Genomic DNA, 16,441 nt, shown 5'->3' on the forward strand with positions numbered 1-16,441 from the left:
TGTAAAGGTTTCTTAAAGTCGTCTGTGGAAATCCCCATAGGGCATCTCCAATCCGCTTTCATCGTGCTCGTCGCTCGGGACATGACGGCGCGAGGGGGTATCCAATGAACGGCGTCCAGATGGTCGAGGGCGAGGTCAGAGAACTGATCCGTCGCCAGCGCCTGGACCCGGCGCGCGATCATGACGCGGTCGCCGATCTGGTCCGCGCAGCGGTGCGGGACTACGAAGAGCGGGCGCTGCACGGCGGTCTCGACCCGTTACCGGACAGCACGGCGGCGCACCGGCAGGTCTTGGACGCGGTCGCGGGCTTCGGTCCGTTGCAACCATTTCTCGATGATCCGAGCGTTGAAGAAATTTGGGTTAATGAGCCGTCGCGGGTGTTCATCGCCCGGCACGGCCGGACCGAACTGACCAGCACGTTGCTGAGCGCGGAGCAGGTGCGCGCTCTGGTGGAACGCATGCTCAAACCGAGCGGTCGCCGAATAGATCTCAGCTCTCCGTTTGTCGATGCGACGTTGCCGGACGGCTCCCGACTGCACGTCACGATCCCCGACGTGTCGCGCACCCACTGGCTGATCAACATTCGCAAGTTCGTCGCCCGCGCCGACCGTCTGGAAGATCTGGTCGCGCTGGGCACGATCACCACGCCCGCCGCGCGGTTCCTGTCGGCGGCGGTGGCTTCCGGGCTCAACGTCCTCGTCGCCGGCGGCACCCAGGCGGGCAAGACGACCATGCTGAACTGCCTCGCGTCGGCCATCCCGGCCAACGAGCGGGTTGTGTCCTGCGAAGAAGTCTTCGAACTCAAACTGAGCTTGCGCGATTGGGCGGCGATGCAGTGCCGTCAACCGAGTCTGGAGGGCACCGGCGAGATTCCGTTGCGTCGGTTGGTCAAGGAGGCGCTGCGGATGCGGCCCTCGCGGATCATCGTGGGTGAGGTGCGGCAGGAGGAGAGTCTCGACCTGTTGATCGCGTTGAACAGTGGACTACCGGGAATGGCTACGCTGCATGCCAATTCGGCGCGTGAGGCCGTCATGAAGATGTGCACACTTCCCCTGCTGGCGGGGCCGAACGTGAGTTCCAGCTTCGTGGTGCCCACGGTTGCCAACGCCATCGACATCGTCGTTCAGGTCGCGCTGGAGCGCGACGGTCGGCGCGTCGTACGGGAGATCTGCGCTGTGCCCGGCCGAGCCGAGGGTGACGTGATCGAGTTGGCACCCTTGTTCGTACGCCGATCGGGGGAGTTGGTGCGAGCCGACGGCTTCCCGCCGCACCGGGACCGGTTCGAGAGCGCCGGCATCGACGTGGCCGCGGTCCTCGCGGAGGCGACATGATCCCGGTACTGCTGCTCGGGGCCGGCGTCTTCTGCCTGTGGTGGTCGTGGTGGCCGCGGACCGGGGAGTCGACCCGCACGCAGCGGGTCGACCCGTTGACCCGGCTGCGCGACCTGATCGGTCAGGCCGGCTACACCTCGATCAGCCCAGGTCAGTTGATCGCCATCTGCCTGATCACCGGCGCCGCCGTGTTCGTCCTGACGATGGCGATGACGTCCGTCGCACCGGTGAGCGCAGCCTTCGCGGTCATTGCGGGTTACGCGCCGCTGGCCTTTGTGCGGATGCGGGCGCGACGACGGCGCACCGTGCTGCGCGAGGTCTGGCCGGACGTCGTCGACAACATCTCTTCGGCCGTGCGCGCGGGGATGGCCCTGCCGGAGTCGCTCGCCCAACTGGGCGTCCGCGGTCCGGAGGAGTTGCGTCCGGCGTTCGCCGACTTCGCGCACGACTACCGCGCGACCGGTCAGTTCAACGACGCGTTGGACCGGTTGAAGGATCGCCTGGCGGACCCGGTGTCGGACCGACTGGTCGAGTCACTGCGGATCGCGCGCGCCGTCGGTGGCACGGATCTGGGCCGACTGCTGCGGACCCTCAGCTCATTCCTGCGGGACGACGCGCGCACCCGCGCCGAGCTCGAAGCGCGTCAGAGCTGGACGGTCAACGCAGCGCGTCTGGCGTTGTGTGCTCCGTGGATTGTGCTGGCGCTCATGGCAACTCGCGGCGAGTCCCTTCAGGCGTACCAGAGCTCCACCGGAGTCGCAGTGCTTGCGATCGGCGCCGCAGTGTCGCTGGTCGCCTACCGGTGATGCGCCGGTTGGGTCAGCTACCCGACGAAGAACGGGTCATGCGATGAATCCGTTGTGGAGTGGGTTGTTGTGCGGAGCGCTGGTCGGCACCGGACTGCTGTTGGTGTGGCGCGGGTTGCCGATGCGCCGACACGCCACCTTGGCCGATCGCATTGCGCCGTACGTCGTGACCACACCCCGGCCCTCCCACCTCCTGGCGGGAACCACCGACGAGATATCGGTCAACGCCGCGCTGGCACCGCTGTTGCGTCGGGCGGGGGCGCTGGTGGACCACTGGTTGGGCGGAACGACGTCGGTCCGTCGCCGACTGGCCAGGGCTGGCCAACCCGACGACGTCGACGGCTTCCGCGCCCAGCAGGCGATGTGGGGCATGGTGGCGGGCATTGCCGCCGCTGGCTACGCGACGCTGCAACTGATGAACGGCGGAACCTCCCTCACCGACGTCATCCTCATTCCGATCGCCGTGGCCGGCGGCGTGGTGCTGCGCGACCAGATGCTGACGCGAGCGGCCGAGTCGCGCGAGCGCGCCATCCTGGGTGAATTCCCTGCAGTGGCAGAGATGTTGGCGTTGGCGATCACCGCGGGAGAGGGCGCCGCTGCCGCCCTCGAGCGCATCGCGAACCTGTCCAGCGGTCACCTGTCCGCGGAGCTGCAGCGGTGCTTGGTCGATGCCCGCGCCGGAGCGTCCCTGCCCGAAGCCTTGCAGGGCCTGTCCGATCGCACCGGGCTCCCCGGTCTGGCTCGGTTCGTCGACGGCATTGTCGTGGCTGTCGAGCGAGGCACCCCATTGGCTGACGTGATGCGTGCCCAAGCCCAGGACGCCCGGGACGCCAGCAAGCAGCAACTCATTGAATCCGGCGGCCGACGGGTGATCTACATGATGATCCCGGTCGTGTTCTTGGTGCTGCCCATCACCATCCTGTTCGCCATTTATCCAGGCCTCTCGATCCTGAACCTCAACATGTGAACCCGTCCCACCGCACTAAGAACACACCGGAGGAAGAGATGAACACCGCACGACGATTGAACGAGCGCATCCTGCGCGCCATGGTGGCCCGTACCCACCTATCCGCTGGTCGGCAACCAGAGCGGGGTGACGTGCCCGGATGGGTGCTGATCACCATCATGACGGCCGGCCTCGTCACCGCTCTGTGGAAGTTCGCCGGGCCGGCGCTGACCAACATGTTCAGCACGGCGATCCACAGTGTTACGGGTGGCTGAGCGCCGGTCACACCGCGAACGGGGCTCTGCACCAGCTGAATTCGTCATGGTGGGCGCTTTGCTCATCTTGCTGTTCCTCGCGGCCTTCCAGGTCGGCTTCGCGCTCTTCGTCCGCAACACGCTGATCTCCGATGCCACCGAGGGCGCCCGGTTCGGCGCCCGCGCCGACGCGACTGCGGACGCCGGAGCCAGCCGCACACGGGACCTGATCACGCGTGGACTGGCCGGGCGCTTTGCCCGCGACGTGCATGCGGAGGTGGTCAACGAGGGCGGGGCACGCGTCGTACGCGTGACTGTCGTTGCCCCGCTGCCGATCGTCGGCCCGTTCGGCCCGGCCCAGACCCTCACTGTCAGCGGGCGGGCCTACCAGGAGGGCCAGTGAACGCAGTGCGCCGGCGGCTGGGTGCGGCCGAGGGCGGCTCAGCGGTCATCGAGTTCCTGGTCGTCGGAATCGTGCTGACACTGCCGGTCTTCTATCTGATCATCACCCTTGCCCGGTTGCAGGCGGGCACGTACGCCGTGACCGCCGCCGCCCGGGAGAGCGCGCGCACCTTTGTCGCAGCAGACGACCCGGTGTCAGCCAACCAGCGCGCGAGCGCAGCGGCACGACTGGCTTTCCAGGATCAGGGCTTCGGCTCCGCGGGCCAGGTGAGCGCCCGATGCGCCGGGGTGTGCCTGTCGCGGGGCAGCTCCGTGACGACCCGCGCCGACCTGTCGGTGGATCTGCCGCTGATCCCCGACTTCCTGCGCGGTGTCGTACCTTCCAGCATCTCGGTGTCGGCGACGCACACCGAGGCCGTCGATCGGTTCAAACGGTGACCCGGCTCCAGCGGTTGCGCCAGGACCCCGAGCAGGGCCGGGTGCTGATCCTGGGCGCCGGGTTGTTCGCGCTGCTCGCGCTGCTGGTGATGGGTGGCATCGACGTGACCGCCGTCCAACTCGCCCGGGTGCAGATGATCGACGCGGCGGACGCAGCGGCGTTGGATGCCGCCGACGCGGTCGATCCCGGTGCGATCTACCGCGGCGGGGTCGGTCAGCAGGTGAGCTTGTCCGACCAGAGTGTCCGCACCGACGCGGCCGCGAGCCTTGGCCGGCAGCACCGGCCAGGTCAGGTGACCGGATGGGCAGTGGTCGGCGGGACCGGCAGCGTCGACGGTCGCACGGCGCGGGTCATCCTGCGCGGTACGGTGCGCCCACCGTTGTCCGGTGGGCTGCTGGCGCTCATCGGTAAGGACGTGACCATCACCGTGCAATCCGAGGCGCGGTCCGACACCGACACCGCACCGTAGCCCGCCGCCCAGGCAGCGTTCAGGTACTCACCCAACCCCGCTCATCATTCGCACAGGATGCCCAACTATCGTCGCCCGGTGCCCGAACCCGTTTCCCGCTCCGCAAAGCGCAGTCGAGCCCGCACCGCTGTGATCCGCCGTCGTATCCTCGCCGGTGTCCTGGTGGTCCTCGTGGCGATCGGGGTCGGCGGGGGCTTGCTCCTGCACCACCTGAACGGCAACATCCGCACCGATGCCCTGGTGGGCAGCGGAACCGCCAAGCAGCAGGAAACCGGGCCGATCAATATCCTGGTCATGGGTTCGGACACCCGGGACGGCGAGGCCAACTGTGCACTGGGCGGGGCCTGCGCGAAGACGACCGCCACCTCGAACGCGGCCGCGGAGTCAGAAGGCGCCAACGCGGACGTGATCATGGTCGTGCACGTCGCCGCGGACCGGTCCAACGCGACCGTGCTGAGCATTCCGCGTGACACGGTCGTCAAGATCCCTGCCTGCACCTACGAGGGCAAGACCGTCCCGGCTCGCACCGACCGCATCAACGCCAGTCTGATGGCGGGCCCGTCGTGCACCGCCCAGACCGTCGGCCAGTTGACCGGAATCACCATCAACCACTTCGTGGTCATCGACTTCGCCGGCGTCGTGACGATGTCCGATGCGGTCGGCGGAGTCGAGGTGTGCGTGGACAACAACGTGTACGACACCTACTCGCATCTGAAGCTGGCCAAGGGCACTCACACGCTGGAGGGCAAGGCGGCCCTGGAGTTCCTGCGGACCCGGCACGGGTTCGGTGACGGTGGCGACGTCGGGCGCACCATTGCCCAGCACCTGTTCCTGTCCTCGATGATCCGCCAGGTCGAGTCCGCCTCGACCCTGGCGAACCCGGTGAAGGTCTACAACCTGGCCGACGCTGCGACCAAGGCCGTCACCGTCGATGACGATCTCGGCTCGGTGACCGCCCTCAGCAGTCTGCTCCTGGAGATCAAGGACATCCCGAGCAGTCGGATCACCTTCGTCACGACCCCGACCGACTACAACCCGGCGAACAAGAACGAGCTGGTCCTCGCGCCCAACGCGGCGGCGCTCTTCAAGAAGATCGCCGACGACGTGCCGCTCTCGCACTCGAAGACCACCTCGAAGACCACAACGAGCAAGGCACCGACCCCGAGTACGTCGACCGCCACCCCCAGCGCATCGGCGACCTCCGCGGCACCGGACTACGCGACGACCGCCGACGCGGCCACCGGCTGCGCACAGGTGAGCACCTACAAGACGGTCTCGTTGAACGGCATTCCGATGACGCCCACCCGGGCCTACGAGTTGTCCCCGAACGTCCCGGACTCGGCCAGCTGATCGCCGCGGACCCGGCCGATCAGTTGCGGCGGGCGATGTCCGCGTTCAGGGTCAACGCGAAGGCGCCCCACGCGGCGTACGGCGCCAGCATCAGCGCCGAGGGCTGGTCCACCGTGGCGCTGCGCCGGATCAGGTCCAGGGTGCTCACTTCGAGGACGGCCTGGATGGCGACCGAGGGTTTGAGCTGCTCGCCGACGAAGTACACCCAGGTGAAGGCGGTGTTCAAGGCCAGGTTCGCGCCCAGCGCCACGGTGTAGTTGCGGTGCTCCTGGTCGTTGGGTAACCGCTCGAGCGTGCGCGCCGAGGCCACGGCGGTGAGGGCGTAGATCGACGTCCACGCCGGAGCGAACAGCCACGCCGGCGGCTGCCATGCGGGTTTCTTCAGCCCCAGATACCAGGGGGACTGGGGTTTGGTGCCGAGGGTCCCCAGGGCGGCACAGGCAGCCACCGCCGGAGCGGTCCACTTCAGGTAGCGCATACGGTTACTCCTTGTCGGCGGACAGCTTCCAGCGGATCCCGGCTTCGATGAAACCATCGATGTCCCCATCGAGGACCGCGGCGGTGTTGCCCACCTCGTGGTCGGTGCGCAGGTCCTTGACCATCTGGTACGGGTTGAGCACGTAGGACCGCATCTGGTCGCCCCAACTGGCCTTGATGTCACCAGCCAGTTCCTTCTTCTCGGCGGCTTCCTGCTCCTTGCGCAGCAACAACAGTCGGGACTGCAGCACCCGAAGGGCCGCCGCGCGGTTCTGGATCTGGCTCTTCTCGTTCTGCATCGACACCACGATGCCGGTGGGGATGTGCGTCATCCGGACCGCCGAGTCGGTGGTGTTCACGCTCTGCCCGCCAGGGCCGGAGGAGCGGAACACATCGACCTTGATCTCGTTCTCGGGGATCTCCACCGAGTCCGTTGACTCGATCAACGGCACCACCTCGACGGCGGCGAAGCTGGTCTGGCGCCGACCCTGGTTGTCGAACGGGCTGATGCGCACCAACCGGTGCGTGCCCGCCTCCACCTGCAGATTGCCGTACGCGTAGGGCACGTTGACCTCGAAGGTGGCGCTCTTGAGACCCGCTTCTTCGGCGTACGACGTGTCCATGACTTTCGTCGGATAGCCGTGCCGCTCGGCCCAGCGCAGGTACATCCGCATCAGCATCTCGGCGAAGTCGGCGGCGTCCACCCCGCCGGCGCCGGAGCGGATGGTGATCACGGCGGCGCGTTCGTCGTACTCACCGGACAGCAGGGTGCGGACCTCGAGTTCACCGACGTCCTTGGTCAACGTCGCCAGATCGGCTTCCGCCTCGGCCAGGGTGTCGGCGTCGCCCTCCTCCTGGCCCATCTCGACCAGCACTTCAAGGTCGTCGATGCGGCTGTCCATCGACTCGACGCGCTCGAGTTCGGAGTTGGCCCGCGACAGCGCGGACGTCACCTCCTGGGCATGCTCCGGGTCGTCCCACAGGTCGGGTGCGCCGGACTTGGCCTCGAGGTCGCTGATGCGGGCGCGCAGCGAGTCCAGATCCGTCACCTCGCGGACCGAGTCCATCGTGGTGCGCAGTTTCTTGATCTCTTCAGGGAAGTCGACGGCCACGATTGTCCAGGTTACTTCGCTGGGCCCGGTCCGGCGGAATCGCAGGACTTGGGCGGCCCCCGGCGTGCCGTGTCCCTCGGCGGCAACCGGGAACGTAGGTTCGTCCCGGACCTGTCCGATACCGCGACCCGGAGCGCTCTTTAACACCGTGATTCTGCTCGACCATGTGACCAAGCGGTACGACGCCGCATCGGCTCCTGCGCTTGATGACGTGAGCGTGGAGATCGAGCGCGGTGAATTCGCGTTCGTCGTCGGCGCGTCCGGGTCGGGCAAGTCGACCCTGCTGCGCTTGGTGACCCGGGAGGTCGCGCCCACCCACGGGCGGATCCAGGTCGCCGGCTACAACCTGGCCGATATGCCGGAACGACGCATCCCGGCGCTGCGCCGCGAGATCGGCGTGGTGTTCCAGGACTTCCGGCTGCTGGAGGGCAAGACGGTTCAGCAGAACGTCGCGTTTGTGCTGCAGGTGCTGGGCGCCAAGCGCCGGCGGATCAAACAACAGGTGCCCGAGGCGCTGGAACTGGTGGGTCTGGCCGACAAGGCCAAGCGGCTACCGCATGAACTGTCCGGTGGTGAGCAGCAGCGCGTCGCGATCGCTCGGGCCGTGGTGAAAGCCCCGCCGATCCTGCTTGCCGACGAGCCCACCGGCAACCTCGATCCGGAAACCAGCCAGGAGATCATGCGGTTGTTGCAACGGATCAACAAGACCGGGACCACCGTCGTGGTCGCCACCCATGAACGCGGCATCGTCGACGAATCGCGCAAGCGGGTCATCGAGTTGCGTGACGGGACCCTGGTCCGGGACGAACAAACCGGAGGGTACGACGCGAGCCAGCCGGGGGAGGACGATCGCTGATGCGGTTGCGGTTCATCCTCGGCGAGGTCGGCAGCGGCCTGCGACGCAACGCCTCCATGTTCATCTCGGTCGTCCTGGTGGCGATGGTCTCGTTGTTCTTCCTCGGCGCCGGGTTGCTGGCCCAGCGTGAAGTGAATCTGGCCAAGGGCTACTGGTACGACAAGGTCCAGGTGTCGGTGTTCATGTGCACGGCGCAGTCCAGCGACGTCGCCTCGTGCTCCGACGGCGCGGTGACCCCTGCCCAGCAGGAGGCGATCAAGCACCAACTGGAGTCGATGAAGCCGTTGGTGGAGCAGGTCTACTACGAAAGCGCGCAGGACGCCTACGCCCGCTTCAAGGAGCAGTTCGCCGGATCGCCGTACCTCTCGCAGGTGACGGTGGATTCGATGCCCAGTTCGTTCCGGGTCAAACTGTCCGACCCGTCGCGGTACGACGACATCGTGCAGGCGTTCGACGGGATGGCCGGAGTCGAAGCGGTCAGCGATCAGACCAAGGTGCTCGACTCCTTCTTCAAACTGCTGAACGTCATCAGCATCGGCGCCGCAGTCCTGGCGGTGGTCATGGTGTTGTGTTCGATCCTGTTGATCAGCACCACCATCCGGCAGGCCGCGTTCACCAGGCGACGGCAGGTGAACATCATGCGACTGGTGGGCGCTTCCAAGGCGACGATTTCGCTGCCGTTCATCATCGAGACGATGGCGGCGGCCCTCGTCGGCGCTGGGCTCGCCGTCGGATTGCTCTGGGCGATGGTGCATTTCGGGGTCAGCCAGCTGGTCTCGGCCCCGACCGACGGAACCATCATCAGCATCATCACGACGCGCGATGTGTGGCTGATTGCACCCTGGTTGGTGGGTGGAGCGCTCATACTGGCGTTTGTGACGTCGTGGATCACCTTGCGGCGACAGGTTCAGGTATGAGGGGCAAAGGGGTCCTGGGGATGCGCACGGTGCGAACGGGTCTGGTGACCGTGACGCTGTTGGGCACGTTGGCCATGGGTACGCACGCGTACGCCGATGACCCCGACGCGCAGAAGCGCAAGGTCGACCAGCACATCTCGCAACTCCAAGATGACCTGGATGACACCAGCGCTGCGCTCATCGCGGCGAACAACAAGCTGGCTGCCACCAACGCGAAGGTGGCCGCGGCGACGAAGACCCTGCAGGACAAGCAGGCAGAGGTCGTGGCCGCGCAGAACAACGAACGCGACATCGCCGCGCAGCTGCAGATCGCGGACGCCAACGAAGCGCAGGGCAAAGCGGACCTCTCCGCCAACGCGGCAGCCCAGACCAAGACCCGCGCCCTGGTCGGCGGTATCGCTCGCCAGAGCTACATGTCCGGTGGGCTCGGCTCACTGGGGCTGACCTTGAATCTGCTCACCTCCAACGACAGCACCGACCTGACGGTGGCCGACGTGGTGATGCGCCAACAGGGTTCGGTCCTGTCGGACCTGACCAGCCAGCGAGCGGCGCAGCAGGCAGCCCAGGACCGGATCAGTGCGGCCAAGCGCCGGGTCGCCCAGTTGAAGATCGACGCGGACAACGCGCTGACCCGGGCCAACACGGCCCGTGATGCCGCCACCAAGGCCCGCAACGACCTGGTCGCGTTGCAGAAGACCCAGAGCCAGCAGAAGGCGGACCTGGAGAAGCAGAAGACCGCCGAGCTGGCCAACCTCAAGCAGGAGAAGGCCGAGTCGGACCGGCTGTCCAAGGTGCTCGCGGCCCGGGCTGCCGCTGCCAGGGCCGCTGCGGCCAAGAACGCGTCGTTGCGCGCCCAAGCCGCCGCCAACGCCCGGCAGCAGGCGGCTGCCCAGAGCAGCGGCGACACCTCAGGGCTCTTCCTCACCCCGCCGATGCCGGTCAGCACCATCCGGTCCGGCTTCGGGATGCGGCTGAACCCGGTGCTGCACATCTGGCTGATGCACGAGGGTGACGATTTCCCGTTCCCCTGCGGCACTCCGGTGTACGCCGCGGCGGCGGGGACCGTGATCAGCACCTCCTATGACCCGGTGGCCGGCAACCACGTCGTCATCGACCACGGGCTGGTCGGCAGCGTCGACCTCGGCACCTGGTACGCCCACTTGTCGCGGTTTGCCACCAAACCCGGTGTCCGCGTCACGAAGGGCCAGTTGATCGGCTACTCCGGTACGACGGGGCGCTCCACCGGTTGCCACCTGCACTTCGCGGTGATGGAGGACGGGCGGGCGGTCAACCCGCTGACCTGGCTGACCTGAGCCGGATATCGATTTGCGGTCGCTTCGTAGACTGGCCGGTATGGCCAAGGAGAGCGGTCGCAAGGTGATCGCACAGAACAAGAAGGCCCGTCACGACTTCCTCATCGAGGACACCGTCGAGGCGGGTCTGGTTCTGATGGGCACCGAGGTCAAGAGCCTGCGGATGGGCCGGGCGTCCCTGGTGGACGGATTCGCCAGTGAGCGGGACGGCGAGCTGTGGCTGGAGAACGTGTACATCCCCGAGTACCTCCAGGGCACGTGGACCAATCACGCGGCCCGGCGTCGGCGCAAGCTGCTGCTGCACCGCCATCAGATCGACAAACTGGTCGTCGCCTCGCGGGAGTCAGGGCACACGTTGATTCCGTTGGCCCTGTACTTCGTCGACGGTCGCGCCAAGGTCGAACTCGCGGTCGCCAAGGGTAAGAAACTGCACGACAAGCGGCAGACACTGCGTGAGCGGCAGGACAACCGCGAGGCCCAGCGAGCGATGTCAGTACGCCTGAAGCGTGGTACGGGCTGACCTGGCTCAGGCGCTGACCAGCCACCCGTCGCGCACCTCGAAGGTCGACGCACCGATACCGATCCGGTCGCCCTCGTGCAGCCGCGTGGTCTGCACCCGGCGGCCGTTGACGAAGGTGCCGTTCCGGCTGCCGAGATCCTCGATGATCAGGCCTTGGTCATCGGCACTGATCCGGGCGTGGTGCCGGGAGACGAGCATGTCGTCCAGCACGATCGAGTTCGACCGCGCCCGGCCCAAGGTGAGGCTGTCGTCGTCGCTGGCCGGCTCGGGTGCGGGCGGCGCCGCCGGAGCGGCGGGCGCGGTGGCGGCTGGTGCGGTGGCCGCGGGCGCGGGGGTGGCTGCCGGTTCGCCAGACAGTTCCTCCGGGCTGGTGCGGTGCTCGGTCCACACCTGGTGGACCTCGTCGGCGGTGTGCGCGGTGCCGTCCTTCACCCAGGGCTCGGCGTACTCCGGGGAGGGCGCGTCCGGTGCCGGCTCGACGTACGCCGCGTGCCTGGGTCCGGAGACCGGATCACCCACGGGCGTGGCGGGACGCTTTGCGGGCGGCCCCTGCCAGGTGGCCTGGTGGGCCGATTGCGGTGCATCGCCCCAGGAGATCGGCGTCGCGGGACGGGCTTCAGACTGGTTCATCGATGCTCCATGCGGGATTCGTCACAGTGCTGGCCACTCTAGTGGGCTGCGCTGAAGGTCTTGGTCCCGGAGCTTCGCCCCTGACCAGGACCTTTACGCATCCCAAGCGTTAAACAATGTGGCGCGCAGCGCACGAGCGACGGTTACGGTCGTGGTGGCCGTACGGCAGACTAGCCTCTTCGACCATTGTTCCCGGACCAGAGTGCAGAGGGACCATGCCTGACCAGACTGGCTCGACCCACAACGGCCGTCACCGTGTCGTGATCATCGGATCCGGCTTCGGCGGACTGTTCGCCGCTCGCAAGCTGGCGCGCCTTGACGTCGACGTCCTGTTGATCTCCAGCACGACCCACCACTTGTTCCAGCCGCTGCTCTACCAGGTGGCCACGGGCATCCTGTCCGAGGGAGTGATCGCGCCCTCGACCCGGGACGTGTTGTCGCACAAGCGCAACGTCACGGTGTTGTTCGGACACGTGCGGGACATCGACGTCGAGCGCCGGGTCGTCACCGCCGATGCGTTGGACACCACCAACACCTACGACTACGACACGTTGATCGTGGCCGCCGGTGCCGGACAGTCCTACTTCGGCCACGACGAGTACGCGCGGTACGCCCCCGGGATGAAGAGCATCGACGACGCCCTGGAGCTGCGGGGCCGGATCTTCGGCTCCTTCGAACTGGCGGAGTTGGCCGCTAGCGGCGGCTACCACGACGACGTGCCGCGGTTGATGACCTTTGTGGTCGTGGGTGCCGGTCCGACCGGTGTGGAGATGGCCGGGCAGATCGCCGAACTGTCGCGGCGCACGATCGCCAAGGATTTCCGCTACATCAACCCCAAGGACACCAAGGTGATCCTGCTGGACGCGGCGCCCCAGGTGCTGCCCGCGTTCGGTGACCGGCTCGGCGGCAAGGCGCAGAAGAAGCTGGAGCAACTCGGCGTCGACGTGCAGTTGGGCGCCAAGGTCATCGACGTGGACGCCAACGGGATCAACGTGGAGGACTCCGACGGCAGCCGGCGGCGCATCATCGCGCTGTGCAAGGTGTGGGCGGCCGGGGTGCAGGCCAGCCCGTTGGGCAAGATCCTCGGTGACCAGACCGGCGCCGAAGTGGACCGCGCGGGACGGATCTCGGTGAACCCGAACCTGACGTTGCCCGGGCACCCGGAGATCTTCGTCGTTGGCGACATGATGTCGCTGGACAAGCTCCCCGGTGTTGCGCAGGTGGCCATCCAAGGTGGCCGGTTCGCGGCCAAGCAGGTGAAGAACCGGCTGAACGGCAAACCGACCGATGAGCAGTTCCACTACAAGGACAAGGGCTCGATGGCCACCATCTCCCGGTTCAGCGCGGTGGCGTCGGTGGGCAAGCTGCGGCTGTCGGGCTTCCTGGCCTGGTTGATGTGGCTGGCCGTCCACCTGTTCTACATCATTGGGTTCAAGAGCCAGTTCACGACGTTCTTCCACTGGCTGGTGTCGTTCCTGGGTCGAGCCCGCGGCGAGCGGACCAGCACCGAGCAGCAGATCTACGGGCGCCTGGCGATCCACAAACTCGGGGACAGCTTCACCCCGTCGGCGGATCTGCCGCGCCGGGCCACGACGGAGGACGGGCGCCCGCTGACCGATCCGGACGCCCCGGACGACGTCGTACCTCAGGCGTACGGCGCTCGCCCGGGGGCCTGACCGCGTCAGCCCGCGCGATTGGCCAGGGCTACCAGCACTCCGGCGGTGGCGAAGTACTTGTTGGAGCCCAGGTCACGGATCGAGGTGATGCCCAGGAGTTCCTGCAGCGCCTCGGCGTGCTTGGGGGTCAGCCCCGCAAGCGCGTCCACCGGGGCGTCCAGGATTTCCTCGAGCGTCTTGTCTTCGTATGCCTTGTCGAGGGCTTTGGCGAGGTCCACGGAAACAGCCATCGGAATTGTTCCTTTCAGCGGTACGGCGTCGGGAGTGTGACGCTCGCGTGCACCATGGCGCAGCTAGCTGAACCGCGCCTGAATGTGGCGGGGCACAGCGGCACGCCTAAGGTGTCGGCATGCCGCTGGACTATCCGATCGCCGTACGTGAACTGGCCAACGGGCTGCGCGTCGTCGTCAGTTCCGACCGCTCCGTGCCCACCGTCTCGGTGAACCTGTGGGTCGGGGTCGGGTCCCGTCACGAGGAGCCGGGGCACACCGGTTTCGCCCATCTCTTCGAGCACCTGATGTTCCAGGGCTCACGCAACGTCGCCGAAGGGGAGCACTTCGAAACCCTCCTGGCCCAGGGCGCCCGGTTGAACGCGACGACCTGGTTCGACCGCACCAACTACTTCGAGACGGTCCCCACCGGCGCCTATGAGCTGGCCCTGTGGCTGGAGGCCGACCGGCACGGTGGACTGCTGGACGCGGTGACCCAGGAGTGTCTGGACAACCAGCGGGACGTGGTCAAGGAGGAGAAGCGGCAGCGGTACGACAACCGGCCCTACGGCAACGACCTGGTCGATATCTATGCGACGGTGTTCCCCGACGGCCACCCCTACCAGCATCCGACGATCGGTTCGATGGCGGATCTGGACGCGGCCTCACTGCAGGACGTTCACGACTTCTTCCGGGCGCACTACGCACCCAACAACACGGTTCTGACCCTGGTCGGCGACCTCAGCGAGGACGACGGATTTGCCGCGGCGGAGCGCTACTTCGGCGGTCTGGCACCGGTGGACGTCGCTGATCGGCCGGTGCCGCCGCTCGCACCGCTGGAGTCGCCGGTGCGGTTGCAGCGGGTGGAGCAGGTGCCCGAGAACCGGCTCTACGCCGCGTTCCGGCTGCCGTCCGCCGAGGACCCCGACTTCCTGGTCGCCGAGTTGGCCTTCGACGTGCTGGCCGGCGGCGCGACCTCCCGGCTCTATCGGCGGGTTGTCCGCGGCACGCAGGAAGCCACCCACGTAGGACGCTCGGTCATGGGCCTGGCCGCCGGGGTGTCCCTTGGCTACTTCACGTTCGATGCGGCCGACGGGGTCACCCTCGAAACGCTGGAGGCGGCCCTGGTGGCGGAGTTGGCGGGTCTGGTGCAGCGACCACCGACCGACGTCGAGATGGAGGTGTTGCTGGCCGACACCGAGCGCTGGTGGTTGCAGTCCCTGGCCGCGCAGGATGAGCGCGCTGACCTGCTGAGCCAATACACCTTGCTGTACGACGACCCGGACTTCATCAACACCTACCTGGACCGCGTCGCGCGCGTGACGTCGGCCGACATTGCCCGGGTCGCGGCGCAATGGTTGCGGCCGGAATCCCGAGCGGTTGTGACCTACGAGGTGAAGGCGTGAGTACCCGTCCGACGGTGGCCCCGCCGAAGCCGTGGGCGTTCCCGGTCCCGGAGCGCTTCCACCTGCCCAACGGGTTGCGGGTGCTGCTCTACCACCGCCCGGGGCAGAAGGTGATCTCGACGCGGGTCGTCGTACCCGTGCCGTTGTCGGCCGAGCCGCGCTCGGTCGAAGGCGTGGCGACGATCGTCAGCCGCACCCTGGATGAGGGCACCACTGCCCACTCGGCGGACGAGCTGGCCGAACTCCTCGAGCGACACGGGGTCGCCTACGGGGCGTCGTTCGGGCAGAACGGTCTCACCCTGGACACCGAGTCGACGGCCCGCGGGTTGCACCTCGGCTGGGAACTACTGACGGAGTTCCTGAGCCAGCCGGCCTTCGACGAGAACGAAGTGAATCGCCATGTGCGGCAACGCATTGCCGAGATCGACCACCAGCTGGCGAACCCAGGAAGCCGTGCGGCGCTGGAGTGGGTCAAGACGTACTACACGCCGCAGAGTCGCGCCTCACGACCGACCGCAGGCAGCGCGGAGTCGGTCGGGGCGATCACCCCGGACCACTGCCGCGACTTCTATCGGTACCTGTCACCGCAGGAGGCCACGCTGATTCTGGCCGGGGACCTGGATGATCCACGCGAGGCGTTGACCAGCACGTTCGGAGCGTGGTCGCCATCGAGCGTCCCAGCGCCATCCACACCGGACGAGTTGGCCGCCGACCGGGCGCGGATCGTCTTCGTTGACCGTCCCGGGTCGGTGCAGACCGAGTTGTACGTCGGTCAGGCGGGTCCCGCGCGCAACGTCCCCTGGGCGCCGTACCCGGTCCTCGGCTTCGTGCTCGGGGGAGCTCCGACGGCGCGCATCGACGCGGTGCTGCGGGAGGAGAAGGGGTACACCTACGGCATCCGGGCTGGCTTCCGACCGCGCAAGGACGACGGAACCTTCCTGGTGTCCGGCTCGGTGCGCGCCGATGTCACCGCGGACGCGCTGGATCTGCTGCTCGGAATCCTCGATGGCGCAACGGAATTCAGTGCCGACGAGGTTCGTCACGGCGCCGATTACGTCGCCCGGACCGCACCCGGACGATACGCAACCGCCGATGTGGTCGCCGACGAAGCGGCCGGTCTGGCCTTGTTCGGTCTCGGAACCGATTACGTCACCGACTACCTGGCCCAGCTACCGACCCTGACCGCTGACGAGGTGGGCGCTGCATGGTCGTTGTGGCGCGACACCCCCCGCAGCATCGTGCTGGTGGGGGACGCCACTGAACACGCCGCCGCCGTCGAGGCACTCGGTCGCGGCTCGGTCACCGTCGTGAACTGACGGCTCAGGCCA

General features: G+C 67.3%; 18 protein-coding genes and 1 pseudogene. 15 read left to right on the plus strand and 4 right to left on the minus strand.

The genetic code is table 11. The features are described 5' to 3' along the window. Nucleotides 1–104 precede the first annotated feature (104 nt). The 8 genes and pseudogenes from DR843_RS02365 to DR843_RS02395 all read left to right on the plus strand — a co-directional run bounded on the left by DR843_RS02365 (nt 105) and on the right by DR843_RS02395 (nt 5,997). Nucleotides 105–1,331: a TadA family conjugal transfer-associated ATPase gene (locus DR843_RS02365; RefSeq protein WP_109683929.1), complete on the plus strand. Its 1,227-nt coding sequence runs from the start codon at nt 105–107 to the stop codon at nt 1,329–1,331. Further along, nucleotides 1,328–2,184 (plus strand): annotated as a pseudogene (locus tag DR843_RS02370) (type II secretion system F family protein). The gene DR843_RS02365 and the pseudogene DR843_RS02370 overlap by 4 nt, the downstream one beginning before the upstream one ends. Then, nucleotides 2,181–3,104 (plus strand): type II secretion system F family protein, encoded by a 924-nt coding sequence (locus DR843_RS02375; RefSeq protein WP_109683930.1) that lies wholly within the window; start codon nt 2,181–2,183, stop codon nt 3,102–3,104. Before DR843_RS02370 ends, DR843_RS02375 begins: the two are co-directional and overlap by 4 nt. A gap of 38 nt (nt 3,105–3,142) precedes the next feature. Continuing rightward, nucleotides 3,143–3,358, plus strand: a complete 216-nt coding sequence (locus DR843_RS02380; protein ID WP_109683931.1) for a hypothetical protein — start codon at nt 3,143–3,145, stop codon at nt 3,356–3,358. Beyond that, nucleotides 3,351–3,740, plus strand: a complete 390-nt coding sequence (locus DR843_RS02385; protein WP_281268775.1) for a TadE/TadG family type IV pilus assembly protein — start codon at nt 3,351–3,353, stop codon at nt 3,738–3,740. The genes DR843_RS02380 and DR843_RS02385 overlap by 8 nt, the downstream gene beginning before the upstream one ends. Further along, nucleotides 3,737–4,177, plus strand: coding sequence for a pilus assembly protein (locus DR843_RS19970; protein WP_170119723.1), 441 nt, complete (start codon nt 3,737–3,739; stop codon nt 4,175–4,177). Before DR843_RS02385 ends, DR843_RS19970 begins: the two co-directional genes overlap by 4 nt. Continuing rightward, complete coding sequence (locus DR843_RS02390; RefSeq protein WP_170119724.1) at nt 4,174–4,647, plus strand: pilus assembly protein TadG-related protein; 474 nt, start codon at nt 4,174–4,176, stop codon at nt 4,645–4,647. The genes DR843_RS19970 and DR843_RS02390 overlap by 4 nt, the downstream gene beginning before the upstream one ends. A gap of 78 nt (nt 4,648–4,725) precedes the next feature. After that, nucleotides 4,726–5,997 carry an LCP family protein gene (locus DR843_RS02395; RefSeq protein ID WP_211310171.1) on the plus strand — a complete coding sequence of 424 codons (1,272 nt, stop codon included), beginning with the start codon at nt 4,726–4,728 and terminating at the stop codon, nt 5,995–5,997. Nucleotides 5,998–6,016: 19 nt separating this feature from the next. Here the strand turns inward: DR843_RS02395 and DR843_RS02400 are convergent, their stop codons facing one another. Both DR843_RS02400 and prfB read right to left on the minus strand, forming a co-directional pair. Then, nucleotides 6,017–6,475: a TspO/MBR family protein gene (locus DR843_RS02400; RefSeq protein ID WP_170119725.1), complete on the minus strand. Its 459-nt coding sequence runs from the start codon at nt 6,473–6,475 to the stop codon at nt 6,017–6,019. Nucleotides 6,476–6,479: 4 nt separating this feature from the next. Further along, nucleotides 6,480–7,586 carry a peptide chain release factor 2 gene (gene prfB, locus DR843_RS02405; protein WP_109683936.1) on the minus strand — a complete coding sequence of 369 codons (1,107 nt, stop codon included), beginning with the start codon at nt 7,584–7,586 and terminating at the stop codon, nt 6,480–6,482. A 148-nt stretch (nt 7,587–7,734) separates the two neighbouring features. Here prfB and ftsE point away from each other — a divergent pair, with 148 nt between their 5' ends. From ftsE to smpB, 4 genes are read left to right on the plus strand one after another with little or no spacing between them, the layout of a single operon-like run. Then, nucleotides 7,735–8,442: a cell division ATP-binding protein FtsE gene (gene ftsE, locus DR843_RS02410; RefSeq protein WP_109683937.1), complete on the plus strand. Its 708-nt coding sequence runs from the start codon at nt 7,735–7,737 to the stop codon at nt 8,440–8,442. After that, a complete protein-coding gene (gene ftsX, locus DR843_RS02415) occupies nt 8,442–9,359 on the plus strand; it encodes a permease-like cell division protein FtsX (protein ID WP_109683938.1) in 918 nt (305 codons plus the stop codon). The genes ftsE and ftsX overlap by 1 nt, the downstream gene beginning before the upstream one ends. After that, a complete protein-coding gene (locus DR843_RS02420; protein ID WP_109683939.1) occupies nt 9,356–10,672 on the plus strand; it encodes a M23 family metallopeptidase in 1,317 nt (438 codons plus the stop codon). Before ftsX ends, DR843_RS02420 begins: the two co-directional genes overlap by 4 nt. 40 nt (nt 10,673–10,712) lie before the next feature. Next, the gene (gene smpB, locus DR843_RS02425; RefSeq protein ID WP_109683940.1) at nt 10,713–11,192 is read left to right on the plus strand and encodes an SsrA-binding protein SmpB; all 480 of its coding nucleotides are present in this window, start codon (nt 10,713–10,715) and stop codon (nt 11,190–11,192) included. A gap of 6 nt (nt 11,193–11,198) precedes the next feature. Here smpB and DR843_RS02430 read toward each other — a convergent pair whose 3' ends face one another. Beyond that, nucleotides 11,199–11,822 (minus strand): FHA domain-containing protein, encoded by a 624-nt coding sequence (locus tag DR843_RS02430; RefSeq protein ID WP_109683941.1) that lies wholly within the window; start codon nt 11,820–11,822, stop codon nt 11,199–11,201. Nucleotides 11,823–12,037: 215 nt separating this feature from the next. Between DR843_RS02430 and DR843_RS02435 the strand changes: the two genes are divergently transcribed. After that, nucleotides 12,038–13,498, plus strand: coding sequence for an NAD(P)/FAD-dependent oxidoreductase (locus DR843_RS02435; protein ID WP_109683942.1), 1,461 nt, complete (start codon nt 12,038–12,040; stop codon nt 13,496–13,498). Between the two features lie 5 nt (nt 13,499–13,503). On the opposite strand, the gene DR843_RS02440 is transcribed toward DR843_RS02435, so the two are convergent. Then, nucleotides 13,504–13,728: a hypothetical protein gene (locus DR843_RS02440; protein WP_109683943.1), complete on the minus strand. Its 225-nt coding sequence runs from the start codon at nt 13,726–13,728 to the stop codon at nt 13,504–13,506. A gap of 119 nt (nt 13,729–13,847) precedes the next feature. Between DR843_RS02440 and DR843_RS02445 the strand changes: the two genes are divergently transcribed. Both DR843_RS02445 and DR843_RS02450 read left to right on the plus strand, forming a co-directional pair. Then, entirely contained in the window at nt 13,848–15,113 is a 1,266-nt protein-coding gene (locus DR843_RS02445; protein WP_109683944.1) for a M16 family metallopeptidase, read from the plus strand. Beyond that, nucleotides 15,110–16,429: a M16 family metallopeptidase gene (locus DR843_RS02450; RefSeq protein WP_245933951.1), complete on the plus strand. Its 1,320-nt coding sequence runs from the start codon at nt 15,110–15,112 to the stop codon at nt 16,427–16,429. Before DR843_RS02445 ends, DR843_RS02450 begins: the two co-directional genes overlap by 4 nt. Nucleotides 16,430–16,441: the final 12 nt, after the last annotated feature.

It is taken from the genome of Branchiibius hedensis, from assembly GCF_900108585.1.
Lineage (GTDB): Bacteria > Actinomycetota > Actinomycetes > Actinomycetales > Dermatophilaceae > Branchiibius > Branchiibius hedensis.